This window comes from Macellibacteroides fermentans (assembly GCF_013409575.1).
GTDB lineage: Bacteria > Bacteroidota > Bacteroidia > Bacteroidales > Tannerellaceae > Macellibacteroides > Macellibacteroides fermentans.
The window spans coordinates 23,500-40,262 of sequence record NZ_JACCCY010000008.1 but is presented as its reverse complement, the minus strand read 5'-3'; the positions used below and the strand labels follow the sequence as shown (position 1 = coordinate 40,262).

Sequence of the window (16,763 nt, the reverse complement as noted above, 5' to 3'; positions counted from 1 at the left end):
AGTTAAAATAGATAAAAGACAATAAAGTATGGATAAAGAGGCAGATTCTATCGGTAAAGACGTTTTGTAACTTCATTTAGATAGGAAGATCCGATAGGTAATGACTCTTTTCCAATCGTAATCCGTTCGTTGCTTTTACTTTCTATCTTATCCATGGCAACGATAAAAGAACGATGGATACGTATAAATTGCTGCTCGGGAAGCTTCTCCATCACATTCTTCATGCTCAGGAGAGTCATCACCTTCTTCGTAGTGGTATGAATCCGGATATAGTCTTCGCAACCTTCTATATAGAGTATGTCGCTAAAGTTGATTTTCACATCCTTGTAGTTGGACTTTACGAACATATAGTCGGGCACTTTCTTCTCTTCCGTCTGAATCCCTTCCTGGGCTGCCCGGGAGAGTTCCAGGTAATCCCTCACCCTGTTTACGGCAGTAAGGAAGCGGTCGAACGAGATCGGCTTAAGCAGATAATCCATGGCGTTCAGTTTGAACCCTTCCACAGCATACGAGCTGTAAGCCGTAGTAAAAACAACCTTCGGAGGGTTAGTAAGGGTACGCACCAGCTCAATCCCCGTAATGTCGGGCATCTGGATATCTACAAACAACAAATCCACCGGATGCTTTCGCAGATGTTCCATGGCAAGGAACGGGTCGGTATACTGCCCCTCAAGAACAAGATAAGGAACCCGGGCAATCAAAGACGATAGTACGTCCAGCGCCAGGGGCTCGTCATCAACAATAATGCATGCAATCTTCATGGAATCCATATTTAGTAATTACAACTATCTATTATCTATACACCCTCAAGTTCAGCTCCGGAGCCATTTACCGGTATTCTTACGTTTTATGTGAATATCTTTCATTCCTTCTATTCGTTTCCTAAAGTTGGCTCCAAGGGGTACTGTTCTCCCTTCAGTTTAATCTCGAGGCGTACGTTATAGCTGTTGTCTTTTTCCTCTATTTTCAATTTATGCCGTTTGGGGTAAAGTAATTGCAACCGCCGCGTGGTATTGGCAATACCGATACCTTCGCCGGAAACCCGTACCGGTTCCGATTTAAACTTCTTGTTGTGCATCTCGAACAAAAGCCGGTCTTCTTCTACAAACAAATACAACGATATAGGAGACGTTTCGTGGTTGCTCACCCCATACTTAAAGGCATTCTCAATAAACGGAATAAGGATGAGAGGGGCGATCTGTGCCGATGTATAATCGCCTTTAATGCAAACATCCAGCTCCAGCTTGTCGGTAGAACGTAACTTCTGCAGTTCAATATACTGTTCGATGTATTCGACCTCTTTTTCGAGAGGAACGAAATCATTTTTCGCATCACTCAGCACGTAGCGCATCATGGTAGACAAGCGGAGTATGGCAGTGGAGGTATTTTCCGAGTTCTTCAACGAAAGGGCATAGATGGTGTTGAGTGTATTGAACAGAAAATGCGGATTGATCTGCGTCTTCAACGACCTGAGCTCCGTCAGCGTACGCCGGTATTCCATCTCTCTGTTGCGTTGCTCGGCTCTAAGCCACTCCTGCACACTGCGCATCCCCAGACTGATTCCAAGGATCATCAGGCCCACAAAGCCCAACCAGAGATTCATGATTTTAGGATTACCGAAACGACCGTGGTATTTAATACCAAAGAAGAAGTCGAGGAAAACCGGAAAGAAAAGGAACAAGCCGAATATTAAGATCGAAGCCAGAATATACAATCCCTTACGCCGTTTACCTAACAGATTGGGGACCAGTACCAGATAATTGAGATAAAAGATACAAAATATCAGAATATCTTCGGGAATGATGGTTCTGTAAAAACTGATATCATCAAAAATGGTGGGGAACTTACCCCAGCTGGGAAGCAAAATAATCTGCAGAATAAACAAGGCCAGCCAAATCATAAGCTGTATGACTACGTTGAGGTGTTGTTTCTTCATAACCGGTGTGATTGATTTCCTCAAAGATAGTAAAAGTATTTTATTACCTTTGCATCCATTCAAAAAATACCGTAATGAACAGTTACATTATTTTACTTATCATTGCCGCCTATTTCGGCCTGCTGCTGCTAATCGCCTCCATTACGGGGAAAAAGGGATCGGGTAACGAGGCCTTTTTTCTGGGCAACCGCAAATCTCCCTGGTACATCGTTGCCCTGGGTATGATAGGCACTTCCATATCCGGCGTTACCTTCGTATCGGTTCCGGGGATGGTAAGGGGGATGGATATGACCTACATGCAGATGGTTTTCGGGTTTTTCTTTGGTTATATCATCGTAGCCAAAGTACTGCTCCCGCTTTACTACCGACTGAATCTTACCTCCATATACACCTATCTGGAGAGCCGGATGGGCAACAGAGCTTACAAAACCGGCGCCTCTTTCTTTTTGCTTTCTAAAACAATAGGGGCCGCCGCCCGATTGTATCTGGTGGTGCTTATCTTACAGACCTACGTGTTTGCCGCCTGGAACATCCCCTTTGGGGTTACCGTGGCCGGAAGCATCCTGCTGATATGGCTCTATACCTACAGAGGTGGGGTGAAGACAATCATCTGGACCGACACCCTGCAGACCATCTGCTTTATCGCCATGCTGATCGTCATTATATGGCAGGTGAAGGATGTGATGCACACAGACAGTCGTGGACTGGTACAGACACTGATTGAGAGTCCGCATTTCCGCATCTTCGAATTCTCCGACTGGCACAGTACCCAGCACTTTATAAAGCAGTTTCTGAGCGGAATATTCATTGTAATCGTTATGACGGGCCTGGACCAGGACATGATGCAGAAAAATCTGTCTTGCAAAACCCTGAAAGAATCGCAGAAAAACATGTACTGGTACGGCTTTGCCTTTACGCCCGTAAACTTTCTGTTCCTCTCGCTGGGCGTGTTGCTGCTCACCCTGGCCGGCAGGCTTAACATAGCTCTGCCAGCTCTTAACGACGACATACTGCCCATGTACTGCACATCGGGTATTTTGGGCGAAAGCATTCTTATCTTCTTCACCATAGGGATCATTGCAGCGGCCTTTTCCAGTGCGGATTCGGCCCTAACAGCCCTCACCACCACCTTCTGTGTGGATATTCTGGGCATTCATAAGGAGGAGGCTCAAAAGGCAAAAAAGACACGATTGAAAGTTCATTTACTTATTTCTGTGTTATTTGCCCTGATTATTATTATCTTTAAGGCCATAAACAACCGAAGCGTGATTGATGCCATCTACATGATTGCATCGTATACCTACGGCCCCTTGCTGGGATTGTTTTCGTTCGGACTGTTTACCAGGATGGTTCCCCGCGACAAGCTGGTTCCCTATATATGTATCGCTTCGCCGGTTATTTGTTATGTGGCGGACAAGCTTGTATTCGCCTATACCGGATACCGGTTCGGATACGAGATTTTAATGATAAACGGGCTGCTTACCTTTATGGGATTATGGCTCACAACAAGTAAAACAAAAAATAACATACACGATAATGGAAATTAAAAGTGCTGAATTTGTAGTAAGTAATACCGATGTAAGGAAATGTCCGGAAAGCAAAATGCCCGAATATGCCTTTATCGGGCGGTCTAATGTAGGCAAATCGTCTCTCATCAACATGATAACAGGGAAGAAAGGGCTGGCTATGACCTCCTCCAAACCGGGTAAGACTCAGCTTATCAACCACTTCATCATCAACGATTCGTGGTATCTGGTGGACCTTCCGGGCTATGGTTATGCCCAACGGGGTAAAGAGGGACGCGAGAACATCCGCAGAATCATCGAAGACTATATCCTGGAGCGCGAACAGCTCACCAACCTGTTTGTTTTACTGGACTGCCGACTCGAAGCGCAGAAAATCGACCTCGAGTTTATGGAGTGGCTGGGCGAGAATGGAATTCCTTTTTCCATTGTTTTCACCAAAATAGACAAGCTGGGTGGAGGCAAGCTGCGTGAAAAGCTGAACGCTTACACCAAGAAGCTGCTCGAAAGCTGGGAGGAGCTCCCTCCTATCCTGCTTACCTCGTCAGAAAAGAAAGAGGGTAAAGAGGAATTGCTCAACTACATCGACGAGATTACAAAGAGTCTCTGATATTACATAATACCAAATAAAAAAGTCCTGGCAGGAAACCGAATTCCTACCGGGACTTTCTATTTATTCATCCACACGTTTCAGGGTGTATTTTTAAGACTACCGTCTTTGCGATAAATCAGAATACTTCAAAGTCGATTGTGTAATTTACGCCGGGATTTGTTTTAGACGGAATGCCTTCGTAATAGATAAATGCACTTTCAAACTCACCTGTTCCGGTGTAGTTGATCTTTAATCTCGAAGGAGTCATCTCCGTATCGATGTTGGCATCCTTAAACATTGCATCTGTTTCCTGCGGGCAGGTGCCTTTACGCAGATACACCAGGGTAAGCAGCTTAAGATCTTCCAAAGGAATACCTTTACCAACTTCGGGGTTGAATTTACCGAGACCATCTATCGTAAACTCTTTTCCCGTAAAACTAAAACGCAACTTCACGTCGTCGTAACCTCCAACAGGCTGAGCGCCGGCTTCATTACGTATAATTCCGGTTGTAACAACCGAAGTACAGTGATTGTACTTAATAAAATAGTCCCAGATCTTTTGTTCTTCACCCGACAAGGTTGAATACACAGCTACCGAACTATCATCCGAAACAACATCTTCCGATGTACACGAAAGGGTAAGAAAGGGGACAAGTAGAATGAGCGACTTTGCATTGCGTGAAACACGATGCAACATCTCCCCCCCGAAAAAACTCAGGATCTTTTCAAACATAAGCAGAACGTTAAAAATGATTAATGGAATTCTAAACCACGTGCAAAACTAAACTAAATATTTTAATACAAAAATAAATGGCTGCAAAAACTAATAACGTGAGATCATTATTATTCAAATTAATATTACAAGCTCTTATAGTTGCCATTTTAGTGTAAGTTATTTGTAAGTTATAGTGAGCTATTTGTGAGCAGAAGTGCAAATAGTCGTATAATTCGAGTGTTTTTAAGTGCGTTTAAATTATCCAGTTTTGCGTATAAACAAAGAGAACCGATAATTTAACTGCTTAATTTACAGTTTATTATCAGTTCTCTATTTCAGTGATCAGGATGGGATTCGAACCCATGACCCACAGCTTAGAAGGCTGTTGCTCTATCCAGCTGAGCTACCCGACCATCCTTGTTTGCTGTATTGCGGTGCAAAGGTAACGCTTTTATTGGAATAACCAAATGGATTAGGCACTTTTTTATCAGAAAGGATACCCTACAGCAAAGTGCCAGGCAAAGTTATTGGTAAAATTGGGTTTCAATATGGCCCATCGCTCCTTGCCTGTCTCCTGCGGATTGTATGCCTTAAATCCTGTATCAAAACGGATTAGGAAGAAATCGAAATCCACACGCAATCCCAAACCATAAGAAAGTGCAATCTCTTTATAAAATCTGGAAAAATCGAAATTTCCTTTGTCCTGGAACGAATACGGACGGATTGTCCAGATATTTCCAGCATCTACAAAGGCTGCCATCTCAAATTTCCAGAAGAGTTTACTTCGATACTCCACACTCAAATCCAACCGCACGTCGCCGGACTGGTTGAAGAAGGAGGTAGAATCGGTTACAGCCATGCTACCCGGACCTAACCGGCGAACCGACCATCCGCGAACACTGTTGGCACCTCCGGAGAAGTAGCGGCGCTCGAAAGGAAGCATCTCCGCATTGCCGTAGGGGAACCCTACGCCCGCACCGATACGGTAAGCGATGGAGTTACGCTCGTCCAGCACGATGCTCTTACTGAAATCGAAGTCGGCCTTCACAAACTGGGCATAATTAATGCCAAACAGATTATAGATGCCATTCTCGTCCTTGCTGGCCTTGGTAAGCTTGGACAAACCGTAAAGCATGTTACCGGCCAACTCCACCGAAGCCCGCAGCGAATGGGTGTTGCGTTGTTTAAACAACGGGTTGTAATTGGTAAACGAATAGGTGTACCCCGATCCCATTATAAACTGGTCGGAATAATTGTATAGTCGGGTCGACTCGGGAAGCGAGTCTTTAAAGGCCTGGTTGATGCGTGGCAGGTACATATAATCCACATCCAGCAGTTTGAATACGTGGCGTCCCTGACTATTGGCCCGCTCCTGCCATATATAGCTCCACCCTCCGGATAAAAGGGTACGGCTGTATTCCGGACGGGTCTGGTAGTTGTAACTCACCTTCAGCTCCGAGCTGGCACGTAGTTTACGTCGCATATCGTAACCCACAAAAGGAAACAGGAATTCGGGGAAGGTGATGGAGGCCTCACCACCATACTCGAAATAATCCTGGGCAAAGCCGCCGGAAAGAGACTCGTAGGCACCGCGCACCTTGGCAGAGAACACCTCCGCACCTTTAAACAAGTTCCGGTGCTGGTAATTCAAGCTGGTGGCAAACCCAAAGTCGCCCGCCGAGTTGGTACCCTCCAGGTCCACCCCCACTGATTGCGGTTTGGCCGGTGTGGTAAGAATGGTACAATTGAGCTTCATCGTATCGTTTTCCAGGAACTCCGAAAAGCGGATATTTACATTCTTAAGCGCCCGCAAGGCAGAGAACGATGCATACGTCTGCTCCACCGTACGCTCGTTATACAACGTTCCGGGCATGATATAGACATTCTTACGCAATACAGAGGGACGAATCACACGCCCGTCTGCTCCGTACAGAACAGCCATATTACCTATCTTCACCGTATCCTTGGGCCCGGAGGCAACAGAGGCATCCTGGTTGATCGGATCGTAATCGGTCTCCACAAAGACATCATTTATATAATACCGGCTGTGAGGCATCGAAATAACCTCGCCCGAAGCCGTTTTCTGAAGTATCGGATTTACCTGCAGACTCAGATCCACCACCTGCTTGTTAAAGGCACTATCGGCTTTATACGAAATATAATCGCGGTTGAAGGCAAAATACCCCCTTCGGCGCAGCAGCGACGTAAGGCGCTGACGCTCGGCATCCAGCACATCGCGGTCAAACAGACTCCCCTCCTTCACCAACGGAGTAAAATCTTCGGGAACGGCACGGAACGGAGAGGCAAACCGCGGACGGCGGGGCTGTTGCATATGGGCAATACGGTTAATGGTCGTATCGCTTATATCCATGCTATAGTTACGGATACGGTACGGCTCGTGGGTGATAACCTCGTACTTAACCACAGCTTTCTTGCTTTTGCTGGTATCAATCGAGGCATCCACCCGGGCATGCACATACCCTTTGTTCACAAAATAACGTCTGAGCTCCTCTTCCGACTGATCCACCAGCACGGTATCCAGCAACACAGGCGCCTCGCCGAAGCGACGCAATAATTTATTTACCCATTTATCATCTTTTCCGGCCCAGTTATATACGTGCAGAGGCCATTTAAGCAGACCAAACACCTTGAAATTTGGTTGCTGTGCAAGGTACGAACTAAGGTTCGCACTTTTAAAATCTTCATTATCTGATACAATCTCCACTTTATCGAGCAGATAATCACCCTCCTTAACATGCCTTGTAGTACTACAACCTGTAAGATAGAGGCAAAAACCCATCGCAAAGAGGACACGAAACAATCCCTTCATTCTGCTACCTTTTAAGCTACAAATGTACTTGATTTAAATTATTTCCTGTACATTTGTTTTGTAAAAAGAAAAAAGATGCTGAGTAAGTCGAAAGTCAAGTATATCCGCTCCCTCGAGATGAAGAAATACCGCAACGAGTACCAAACGTTTGTGGCAGAAGGAAACAAAATGGTGTCCGACATGATGGGTGCATTCCCGTGCGAACTAATTATCGCCAAACCCTCGTGGATGGCCACCCAGGGAAACATCCCCACCAAGGAATTGCTGGAGGCCGACGATGACGACCTGCGTAAAGCCAGTTTCCTTAAAACGCCCCAGGATGTACTGGCCGTATTCAAACAACCGGAATACAGACTGGAAGATGTTTGTCCGTCGCAATCCCTCGTACTCGCCCTCGACGGCGTACAAGACCCGGGCAACCTGGGTACCATCATACGGATGGCCGACTGGTTCGGGATAGAGCACATTGTCTGCAGTATGGACACAGTAGACGTATACAGTCCCAAGGTAGTACAAGCCACCATGGGCGCCCTGTGCCATGTACAGGTACATTATACCGATCTGGAAGCCTATATTAAACAGCAGACAGCTCCTCTTTACGGAACCTTCCTGGATGGAGAAAACATGTATACGAAGCAGTTTGAAGGCAGCAACGGCATCCTGGTGATGGGAAACGAAGGCAAGGGAATCCGTCTGGGTATCGAGGCACTAATCAACGAAAAGCTCTACATCCCCAACTTCCCCGAAGGAAGAGAAACCTCAGAGTCCCTCAACGTAGCGATTGCCACTGCTGTTATCTGCGCCGAATTCCGCCGCAGACAGGCTTATCCCCTTAATCAGAAATAAAGAAACGGACTTACCTTGTACAGGTAGATAAGTAGCTGGCTGCTCGTTATTGATCCCATCCTGATCCAATATAGAACTTTCAAGGAAAGCTGGCAGCTCGTCCTCTATGGATACAGCTGCTTGATCAGAAGCTAGCTGCTCGTTGTTACTGCTATCCTGAATTAGTTTAGATTTTTCAACGATGGCTATCTGTTCCCCTACTGCAGGTACAGCCGAAGTGCCGATAAGCTCTTTCAGCATCTCCGGCACGCTGGCATCGGGCATCTGTTGGTGAATGGCAGTCAGCCTGCTCCATACATCCGCTACCTCCCACCCTAAGGCAGCAGGTACCACCCAGATAACGCCGTTAAGGAAAGAGGTGCCGGCCAGCTCCTTTTCCAAAGGGAATACCCCATTCAGAACGGACCCGGACGTCACCTCCACATAATGCAGTCTGTCTACAGACTGGCAAGCAATATAATTTGCAGCAAATCTTTTCACGGAAATCAATTAACCGGACTCTTGGCAAGCTTGGGGCTCACACGCAAGGGTCTCTTTTTAAGCATGGAATCAGAATGCATGGAATCGGTATGTACGGAATCGGCCGGCGTGCCTTTTACGACTACAGAATCTGCAGGAAGCTCCTGTGGAGTAATCACCTCCGTACCGTAATTGTACTTCATCAGAGTCAGACTGTCAACATACACCTTATGCACACGGGTATCGGGAGTAAGCATCCGGATGTAGCCGTACACCTGCTGCACCTGTCGGGCCGGCAGCGAACGAAGCACCACCTGATGGTATCCGTCGCGGGTAATCGTCCGGACTACATTCACCGTAGTATCCAGCTGCACCACACTCAGTTTTATTTCGGGATAATGCTTCATCCCGTTATGAATTCCCCACACATTGAGGCCCAGCACAAATGTACTGCCCGATCCGTAGGGAACCTCGGGCTTTATCTGGTACGACACAAGCCCACCCTGTACACCTTCGAAGGTGATAAACGGACGGCGTGGCCATATATTTAACGAATCACGTTCGGTAGCAGGACCGGCATTGGCCTGAACATCGCCCAATGCTTTGGTGCGGCTGTCTATTTCGGCCAGCACACCGTCGTACACCTCCATGTAGATTTTCAGATTCTTTCCATACCATACGATGGAACTGTCGTATACAGCCTGGGTGGTATTATGTTTACGGAAAACCGACTCGTAAAGCGCCTGCTTGGAAGCATCCTCTTTATATTTCAGGTAATCCGTACCAATCATGGCCTCGGCAAGGTATACGTCCACCATAACCGCCTGCATCTCCTTCTCTTTCAGAATGCCCTCGGGCACTTTGCTGCAAGCAATTAAAGCCAACGATGTAAGAAAAGCAAAACTATATCTTGAAAGTTTACTACGCATGCGTTTCTGTAGCTTTTGTTTCTTTTGCAAGACTTTCGGACAAGGTATGACGATAAAATATCAGCAACACGAATACCCCTACGCAAATCGCCGAATCAGCCAGGTTGAAGATAGGACGGAAAAACACAAACTCCTCTCCACCCCATACAGGCACCCATTCGGGCATTACGGTCTGCACAATAGGGAAATAAAACATATCCACAACCTTTCCGTGCAGCCAGGTCTCGTAACCTCCTCCGGCGGGCATAAAGGTGGCAACCTGACCATAACTATGGTCGAACACCACTCCGTAAAAGATTGAATCGATAATATTCCCCATGGCTCCGGCCCAGATCAGCGCGATACAGGCAATAAAGCGGAAGCTATAGTTTTTCTTTACCAATCCATACAGATAATAGCCAATAAAACCAACAGCAATGATCCGGAATACGGAAAGGAAAAGTTTACCAATCACCTCGATGCCGAAAGCCATACCCGGATTTTCGGTGAAGTAAAGATAAAACCACTTTGTAATTTCAATACTTTCATGCAATTGCATGTGCGTTTTAATCCAGATCTTAAGCGCCTGATCGGCAGTTAGCAGAATCAAAATAATCAGCACTGCGCCCCACCCTTTGGAATACTTCATTGTTTGTTTATAATTACCTGTTTCGCAAAAAACAATTCGACAAACTTGCAAAACAATCTGTCTGCCTGCTTGCCGAATTGTGAATTATCTCTTAAAATTCAATCACCGTACGCCGCCCTGTTTTGCTTCGATGCTTAACGTAGCATGCGGTACAGCACGTAATCTCTCTTTAGGAATCAATTTACCGGTTTCGCGGCAAATACCATACGTTTTGTTTTCGATACGGATCAGGGCAGCCTGCAGACTTTGAATAAACTTCATCTGACGTTGTGCCAATCTGCCGGCCTCTTCTTTTGAAAGCGTAGCAGCCCCCTCTTCCAACACTTTAAATGTAGGAGAAGTATCGGCAACATCGTTACCGTCCGAGTTTGTAACCCCCGAGCGTAACAACTCATAATCTTTCTTCGCGATGTCTAACTTATCGAGTATAATTGCTTTGAACTCCTCAAGTTCTGCATCCGAATATCTAGTCTTTTCTGCCATGGTTCATTAATTTATGGTTCAACAATACTATTATTTTCTTTCACCCTGTAACAGCTCAAATATACGTAAAATATTATTTGCTGCAACAAAAGTGATATGCTAATTTACTTATTATTTCAAGCCTTCTCAACTTTTACAGTTAATTTGAATTCTTCGAAATCAAGTTCGGTTCCATCGCTCACCACATCTGCAATCTCAATAGATTCGGCAAGTACCTGACCGGCAATGTATGAGCTGTAGGCGCGGATGGCCGGATCCATGTCTTCGGACGATAAAACGGCGATCGTGATCTTGTCTGTTATATCGAAACCGCTGGACTTACGGATGTTCTGTATCCGGTTTACCAGCTCGCGGGCCAAACCTTCCAGACGAAGTTCTTCGGTAACGGTAATGTCCAGGGCAACCGTCAGACGACCTTCGTTGGCCACCAACCAGCCCGGAATATCTTCCGAGATCACCTCTACGTCGGCCAACTCCACAACGGCCTGCTGACCATCGATATCGAAGGCAAAACTTCCCGTAGCTTCAAACTGCTGGATGTTTTCCTGCGTCATAGCCTGGATTGCTGCAGCAAGCTGTTTCATCACCTTTCCGTAACGCGGACCTAACTTCTTGAAGTCAGGTTTGATACGTTTCACCAAAATACCGGCGGCATTATCCACAAAGGTAAGCTCCTTCACATTCACCTCGTTCAGAATCAGGTTCTTCACCAGTTCGATTGCCGCCTGCTGATGAGCATCGGCCACCGGAACCATGATAGCCTGCAGCGGCTGACGAACCTTGATGTTCACCTTTCTGCGCAAAGCCAATACCATAGACGAGATAGACTGTGCCAGCTGCATACGCTCTTCCAGGTCTTTGTCAACCCACGCCTCGTTGCAAACAGGGAAGTCGGCCAGGTGAACAGACTCGGATTTATCGCGGCCCGTTACGGCAATCAAGTCTGTAAAAAGCTGATCCGCATAGAACGGAGCGATAGGCGCCATCAATTTGGCAACCGTTTCCAGACAGATATACAACGTCTGGTATGCCGAAAGCTTATCGGTAGTCATTCCCCCACCCCAGAAACGGCGGCGGTTCAAACGTACGTACCAGTTGCTCAGGTTGTCGTTTACAAAATCGGATATGGCGCGACCGGCACGTGTAGGCTCGTATGTATCATAGAAACCATCCACATCCTTTACCAGCGAATTGAGCAGCGACAAAATCCAGCGGTCAATTTCCGGACGTTCCTCCATGGGTACGTCGGCCTCCTTGTAATCAAACCCGTCCACGTTGGCATACAGCACAAAGAACGAGTAGGTATTATACAATGTACCGAAGAATTTGCGGCGCACCTCTTCGATGCCGTCCACGTCAAACTTAATATTATCCCACGGAGAGGCGTTGGTAATCATATACCAGCGAAGCGGATCCGAGCCGTACTGTTCGATAGTTTCGAACGGATCCACCGCATTGCCAAGCCGCTTAGACATCTTGTTACCATTCTTATCCAGCACCAGACCGTTAGACACTACAGCCTTGTAAGCCACACTGTCGAACACCATGGTAGCAATCGCATGCAAGGTAAAGAACCAACCACGGGTCTGATCCACACCCTCTGCGATAAAGTCGGCCGGATATACAAAACCCTTATCCAGCGCATCCTTGTTCTCGAACGGATAATGAATCTGGGCATAGGGCATCGCACCCGAGTCGAACCAAACATCAATCAGGTCCGTTTCACGTTTCATAGGCTTACCCTCGCAATTACTTACCAGGATAATATCATCTACATACGGACGGTGCAAATCTATCTTATCGTAATTCTCCTTATCGTATTGACCCGGAACGAAACCCTTATACGGGTTGCTTTCCATGAAGCCCGCCTTCACAGACCTTTCTATCTCATTGTAAAGCTCTTCCACCGAACCGATGCACTTCTCTTCCGTGCCATCCTCTGTACGCCAGATAGGCAGCGGAGTACCCCAGTAGCGGCTTCTGCTTAAGTTCCAGTCCTGCAGATTTTCCAGCCACTTGCCAAAACGGCCCGTACCGGTGCTCTGCGGTTTCCAGTTAATTGTATTATTCAGTTCGATCATCCGTTCGCGGCAAGCGGTAGTCTTGATAAACCAGCTATCCAGCGGATAATACAAAACAGGCTTATCTGTACGCCAGCAATGCGGATAATTGTGAATATGTTTTTCGATACGGAACACACGGTTCTGCTGTTTCAGCATCACACTGAGGTCGATATCCAGGGTAGCATCCGCATCCGTAAGCTCCGGATCGTAGGCATTCTTAACGAAACGACCGGCATAGATAGCATACAGCTCCTTGTCCATCTGGCCATCGATAAAGTCCAGATCCAACTCTTCAAGCAGATAGAATTTACCTGTCAGATCCACCATCGGACGCTGGTTACCCTCTTTGTCCACCATCATCAACGGAGGCACCCCGTTGGCCTTGGCCACACGGTCGTCGTCCGCACCAAAGGTAGGCGCGATATGAACGATACCCGTACCATCTTCGGTGGTAACAAAATCGCCTGTAATCACACGGAAAGCACCTTCACCCGGATTCACCCAGGGAACAAGCTGCTCGTATTTCATACCAGCCAGTTCGGTACCCTTCCACTCACCCACAATCTGGTAAGGAATCAGCTTGTCGCCCACCTTGTAATCGGCCAGGGCAATTCCCTCTGCCTTCACATTAAAGTAAGCAGCCACCAGATCCTTAGCCAAAACAGCCGTCATCGGCATACCCGTATACGGATTGTAAGACTGAACAGCCACGTAGGTTACGTTCGGTCCCACACACAAAGCCGTATTGGATGGCAAGGTCCACGGAGTGGTTGTCCACGCCAGGAAGAAAGCCTCGCCAAAGGCCGCCATCTCCGGTTTGGGATCAATTATCTTAAACTGAGCCGTACAGGTTGTATCCTTTACATCCTTGTAGCAGCCCGGCTGATTCAGCTCGTGGGTACTCAAGCCCGTACCGGCAGCCGGCGAATAGGGCTGAATGGTATACCCCTTGTAAAGCATCTCCTGCTTGTAGAGCTCCTTCAGCAGATACCATAAAGTCTCGATATAGCGGTTATCGTAGGTGATATACGGATCATCCATATCCACCCAGTAACCCATCTTGTTGGTAAGATCTTCCCACTCTTTGGTAAACTTCATCACATCCTTGCGGCATGCGGCGTTGTACTCGGCTACAGTAATCTTCTTTCCAATATCTTCCTTGGTGATACCCAAAGCCTTTTCCACACCCAGTTCTACGGGCAGACCATGCGTATCCCAACCTGCCTTACGTTTCACCTGAAAACCCTTCATGGTTTTGTAACGGCAGAAAATATCTTTTATAGAACGAGCAATAACGTGGTGAATACCCGGCATTCCGTTTGCAGAGGGCGGACCTTCATAAAATACAAATGAAGGGGCACCTTCCCGGATTTCAAGACTCTTGTGAAAGATATCGCCTTCGGCCCATCTTTTCAACACCTCTTTGTTCACACCCGACAAGTCAAACTTTGAATATTCAGCAAATTTTTTACTCATATCTATTTATTTATTCTTGCAATTCTAAAATTGCCGCAAAGGTAATTTTTTTATTTAAAGTTTGCAATAAAAAAACAACCCCGTTTGCACCCGATATTCACCATTTTAGATAATAATATTAAAAAAAGGAGCTTACCGTATTACAGTGTAATAGGGTAAGCCATATTCTTTAAACGATCCGGCGCATCCGGATAAACCATTAAAGCAACTCTTTTTCTATAATATTTTTAAGTTCCAGTTTTGAAACCGTTCCCAGCATCTGTTTGTAAGAACCATCGGCGCGGCACAACAATAAAGTAGGCACCGTACGGATGTTGTAAGCCTCTTCCAGCTTAGGCTCTTTATCAAGATCCACCTTGTAGAAATCCACCTTTCCGGCAAATTCCTTTTTCAGGTCGTCCAGAATCGGGTTCAGGTTTTTGCAATAGACACACCAGGTAGTATAAAAATCCACCAGACAAGGCCTTTCACCCTTGAAACTCCATTTATCAACGTTCTTATAATCGCCCACCTTCTGTTCATAGTCGGCAGTAGTTAAATGCGGTACACTCATATCGTTTTCAATTAGTTTGAAATAATACTATAACTATCCAAGCCCCCGATTGGTTCAACGGCTCCTCAAACTTCTTACACAAGCCATCCTGAAACCAGCAATGCAGCAGTTTCGCGGTCCGTTTCCTTGCGTAAATCAGGCCAAAGCCTGTTTCAGGTCGGCCAACAGATCATCCACTCCCTCAATACCGATGGAAAGACGCAGTAAGTCGCCGGTTATACCCAACTCCAGCCGCTGTTTTTCTGGCACCGCATCGTGCGTCATCACCATGGGGAAGCACACCAGCGACTCCACCCCACCCAGACTGTCGGCCAGGGAAAATACCTTTAACTTCTTAACAAAAGCATTTACCGACTCGCGGTTGCCCTCCTTCAGGCGGAACGACACCATCCCCCCGAAGCCACTCATCTGCCTGCGTGCCACCTCGTGATTGGGATGTTGGGGCAACCCCGGGAAATAGACCTGACTCACCCTGGGATGATCCTGCAGAAAACGGGCAACAGCAAAGGCATTCGCTTCGTGCTGACGCATACGTACCGCCAGAGTCTTTACACCCCGCAAGGTAAGCCATACATCCTGCGGACCGGGAATGGCACCAATCGTATTCTGGAAAAACCGAAGCTCCTCATAAATAGACGCATCATTCAGCAACACCGCACCGCCTATCACATCCGAGTGCCCCGCAATATACTTGGTAGTACTCTGCACCACAATATCCGCCCCCAGCTCCAGCGGACGCTGAAAATAGGGCGAGGCAAAGGTATTATCCACCGCCAGCAACACACCGCGTGCCCGGGCAATGGCGGCCACCGCCTCGATATCCACAATTGTAAGCAACGGATTGGTAGGCGTTTCCAGCCAGATCAGCTTCGTGTTGCTGCCAATGGCCCCTTCAAACTCCTGCGCATCACTCCCCTCCACATACGAAAAGGTAATACCGTAACGCGAAAACAACCGTTCAAACAAACGCACCGTCCCGCCGTACACATTGGCAACGGTAACGATATGGTCGCCGGGGTTGAGCAATGAAAAAACAGCATGTTCGGCCGCCATACCCGAGGCGAAGGCAAGACCGTAGCGTGCATGCTCCAAAGCAGCGAGCGACACCTCAAGCGCTGTACGCGTGGGGTTGCTCAGCCGGCTGTATTCAAAACCCTTGTGTTCGCCAATCCCCTGTTGGGTAAATGTCGAAGTCTGGTAAACAGGCACTACAGTAGCACCTGTAGCCGCATCCGGAGCCTGCCCCTCGTGTATAGCCATTGTTGAAAAATCCATAGCACATCAATTAAATTCGTAAATAAAACCTAAAACAATCCTTTGCCCTGAAGACAAAACCTAAACAATCTAAAAGCCCTAAAGCAACAACCTTGTAATGATTGCAAAGGTAACCCCCATCCCATTCGCCCCCAATACCATGTTTAAGGTATATTTAAAGCAAGGATGGTAGTGAATGCTGCTCATTGGCATTTTCTTTCTGTGTTCGGAGTTCTTTATTGATTTGTTGAGGGGTTAAGATTTAAAATAAATCCCCTCAGATCATATTAACCAACCCCTCTAAGAAAATTTAAAATACATAAGTTGATTTTCAATCCTATATGTTTGTCTTTCCAACCTTATATATTTAAAAGTTCATTTCTATATGTTTGAAAAACTAAACATATAGGAATGAAATTCAGATTCTTCATCTTAAATAGATATATGTTATCGGTTTATTACAAATCCTCCCCCAA

General features: G+C 46.7%; 14 protein-coding genes and 1 tRNA gene. 3 read left to right on the top strand and 12 right to left on the bottom strand.

Annotation, left to right across the window (positions count from 1 at the left end; translation table 11 throughout):
• Positions 1-47 precede the first annotated feature (47 nt).
• Together F5613_RS16105 and F5613_RS16100 are read right to left on the bottom strand one after the other, a co-directional pair.
• On the bottom strand, positions 48-761 hold the full coding sequence (locus F5613_RS16105; protein ID WP_179400517.1) for a LytR/AlgR family response regulator transcription factor: 714 nt from the start codon (positions 759-761) through the stop codon (positions 48-50).
• A gap of 110 nt (positions 762-871) precedes the next feature.
• Positions 872-1,936 (bottom strand): sensor histidine kinase, encoded by a 1,065-nt coding sequence (locus F5613_RS16100; protein ID WP_179400516.1) that lies wholly within the window; start codon positions 1,934-1,936, stop codon positions 872-874.
• Between the two features lie 74 nt (positions 1,937-2,010).
• Between F5613_RS16100 and F5613_RS16095 the strand changes: the two genes are divergently transcribed.
• Positions 2,011-3,483, top strand: coding sequence for a sodium:solute symporter (locus tag F5613_RS16095; protein ID WP_179400515.1), 1,473 nt, complete (start codon positions 2,011-2,013; stop codon positions 3,481-3,483).
• The gene (gene yihA / locus F5613_RS16090; RefSeq protein WP_179400514.1) at positions 3,473-4,069 is read left to right on the top strand and encodes a ribosome biogenesis GTP-binding protein YihA/YsxC; all 597 of its coding nucleotides are present in this window, start codon (positions 3,473-3,475) and stop codon (positions 4,067-4,069) included. Before F5613_RS16095 ends, yihA begins: the two co-directional genes overlap by 11 nt.
• A gap of 118 nt (positions 4,070-4,187) precedes the next feature.
• On the opposite strand, the gene F5613_RS16085 is transcribed toward yihA, so the two are convergent.
• From F5613_RS16085 to tamL, 3 genes are all read right to left on the bottom strand, one after another.
• Positions 4,188-4,784 carry a hypothetical protein gene (locus F5613_RS16085; protein ID WP_179400513.1) on the bottom strand — a complete coding sequence of 199 codons (597 nt, stop codon included), beginning with the start codon at positions 4,782-4,784 and terminating at the stop codon, positions 4,188-4,190.
• A 321-nt stretch (positions 4,785-5,105) separates the two neighbouring features.
• Positions 5,106-5,179 (bottom strand) — tRNA-Arg (locus F5613_RS16080).
• A gap of 74 nt (positions 5,180-5,253) precedes the next feature.
• Positions 5,254-7,596, bottom strand: a complete 2,343-nt coding sequence (gene tamL / locus F5613_RS16075) for a translocation and assembly module lipoprotein TamL (RefSeq protein WP_068180121.1) — start codon at positions 7,594-7,596, stop codon at positions 5,254-5,256.
• Between the two features lie 75 nt (positions 7,597-7,671).
• Here tamL and F5613_RS16070 point away from each other — a divergent pair, with 75 nt between their 5' ends.
• A complete protein-coding gene (locus F5613_RS16070) occupies positions 7,672-8,442 on the top strand; it encodes an RNA methyltransferase (RefSeq protein ID WP_179400512.1) in 771 nt (256 codons plus the stop codon).
• Here the strand turns inward: F5613_RS16070 and F5613_RS16065 are convergent.
• The 7 genes from F5613_RS16065 to F5613_RS16035 form a co-directional block, all read right to left on the bottom strand.
• On the bottom strand, positions 8,356-8,922 hold the full coding sequence (locus F5613_RS16065) for a hypothetical protein (protein WP_179400511.1): 567 nt from the start codon (positions 8,920-8,922) through the stop codon (positions 8,356-8,358). The genes F5613_RS16070 and F5613_RS16065 overlap by 87 nt on opposite strands.
• Before the next feature lie 5 nt (positions 8,923-8,927).
• Positions 8,928-9,830, bottom strand: a complete 903-nt coding sequence (locus tag F5613_RS16060) for a DUF4296 domain-containing protein (RefSeq protein ID WP_179400510.1) — start codon at positions 9,828-9,830, stop codon at positions 8,928-8,930.
• Positions 9,823-10,458 (bottom strand): lipoprotein signal peptidase, encoded by a 636-nt coding sequence (locus tag F5613_RS16055; protein ID WP_068180130.1) that lies wholly within the window; start codon positions 10,456-10,458, stop codon positions 9,823-9,825. The genes F5613_RS16060 and F5613_RS16055 overlap by 8 nt, the downstream gene beginning before the upstream one ends.
• 102 nt (positions 10,459-10,560) lie before the next feature.
• Entirely contained in the window at positions 10,561-10,941 is a 381-nt protein-coding gene (locus F5613_RS16050) for a TraR/DksA family transcriptional regulator (RefSeq protein WP_068180132.1), read from the bottom strand.
• 116 nt (positions 10,942-11,057) lie between these two features.
• Positions 11,058-14,480, bottom strand: a complete 3,423-nt coding sequence (gene ileS, locus F5613_RS16045) for an isoleucine--tRNA ligase (protein WP_179400509.1) — start codon at positions 14,478-14,480, stop codon at positions 11,058-11,060.
• Between the two features lie 199 nt (positions 14,481-14,679).
• On the bottom strand, positions 14,680-15,033 hold the full coding sequence (locus F5613_RS16040) for a thioredoxin domain-containing protein (RefSeq protein WP_179400508.1): 354 nt from the start codon (positions 15,031-15,033) through the stop codon (positions 14,680-14,682).
• 135 nt (positions 15,034-15,168) lie between these two features.
• Complete coding sequence (locus F5613_RS16035) at positions 15,169-16,308, bottom strand: cystathionine gamma-synthase (RefSeq protein ID WP_179400507.1); 1,140 nt, start codon at positions 16,306-16,308, stop codon at positions 15,169-15,171.
• Positions 16,309-16,763: the final 455 nt, after the last annotated feature.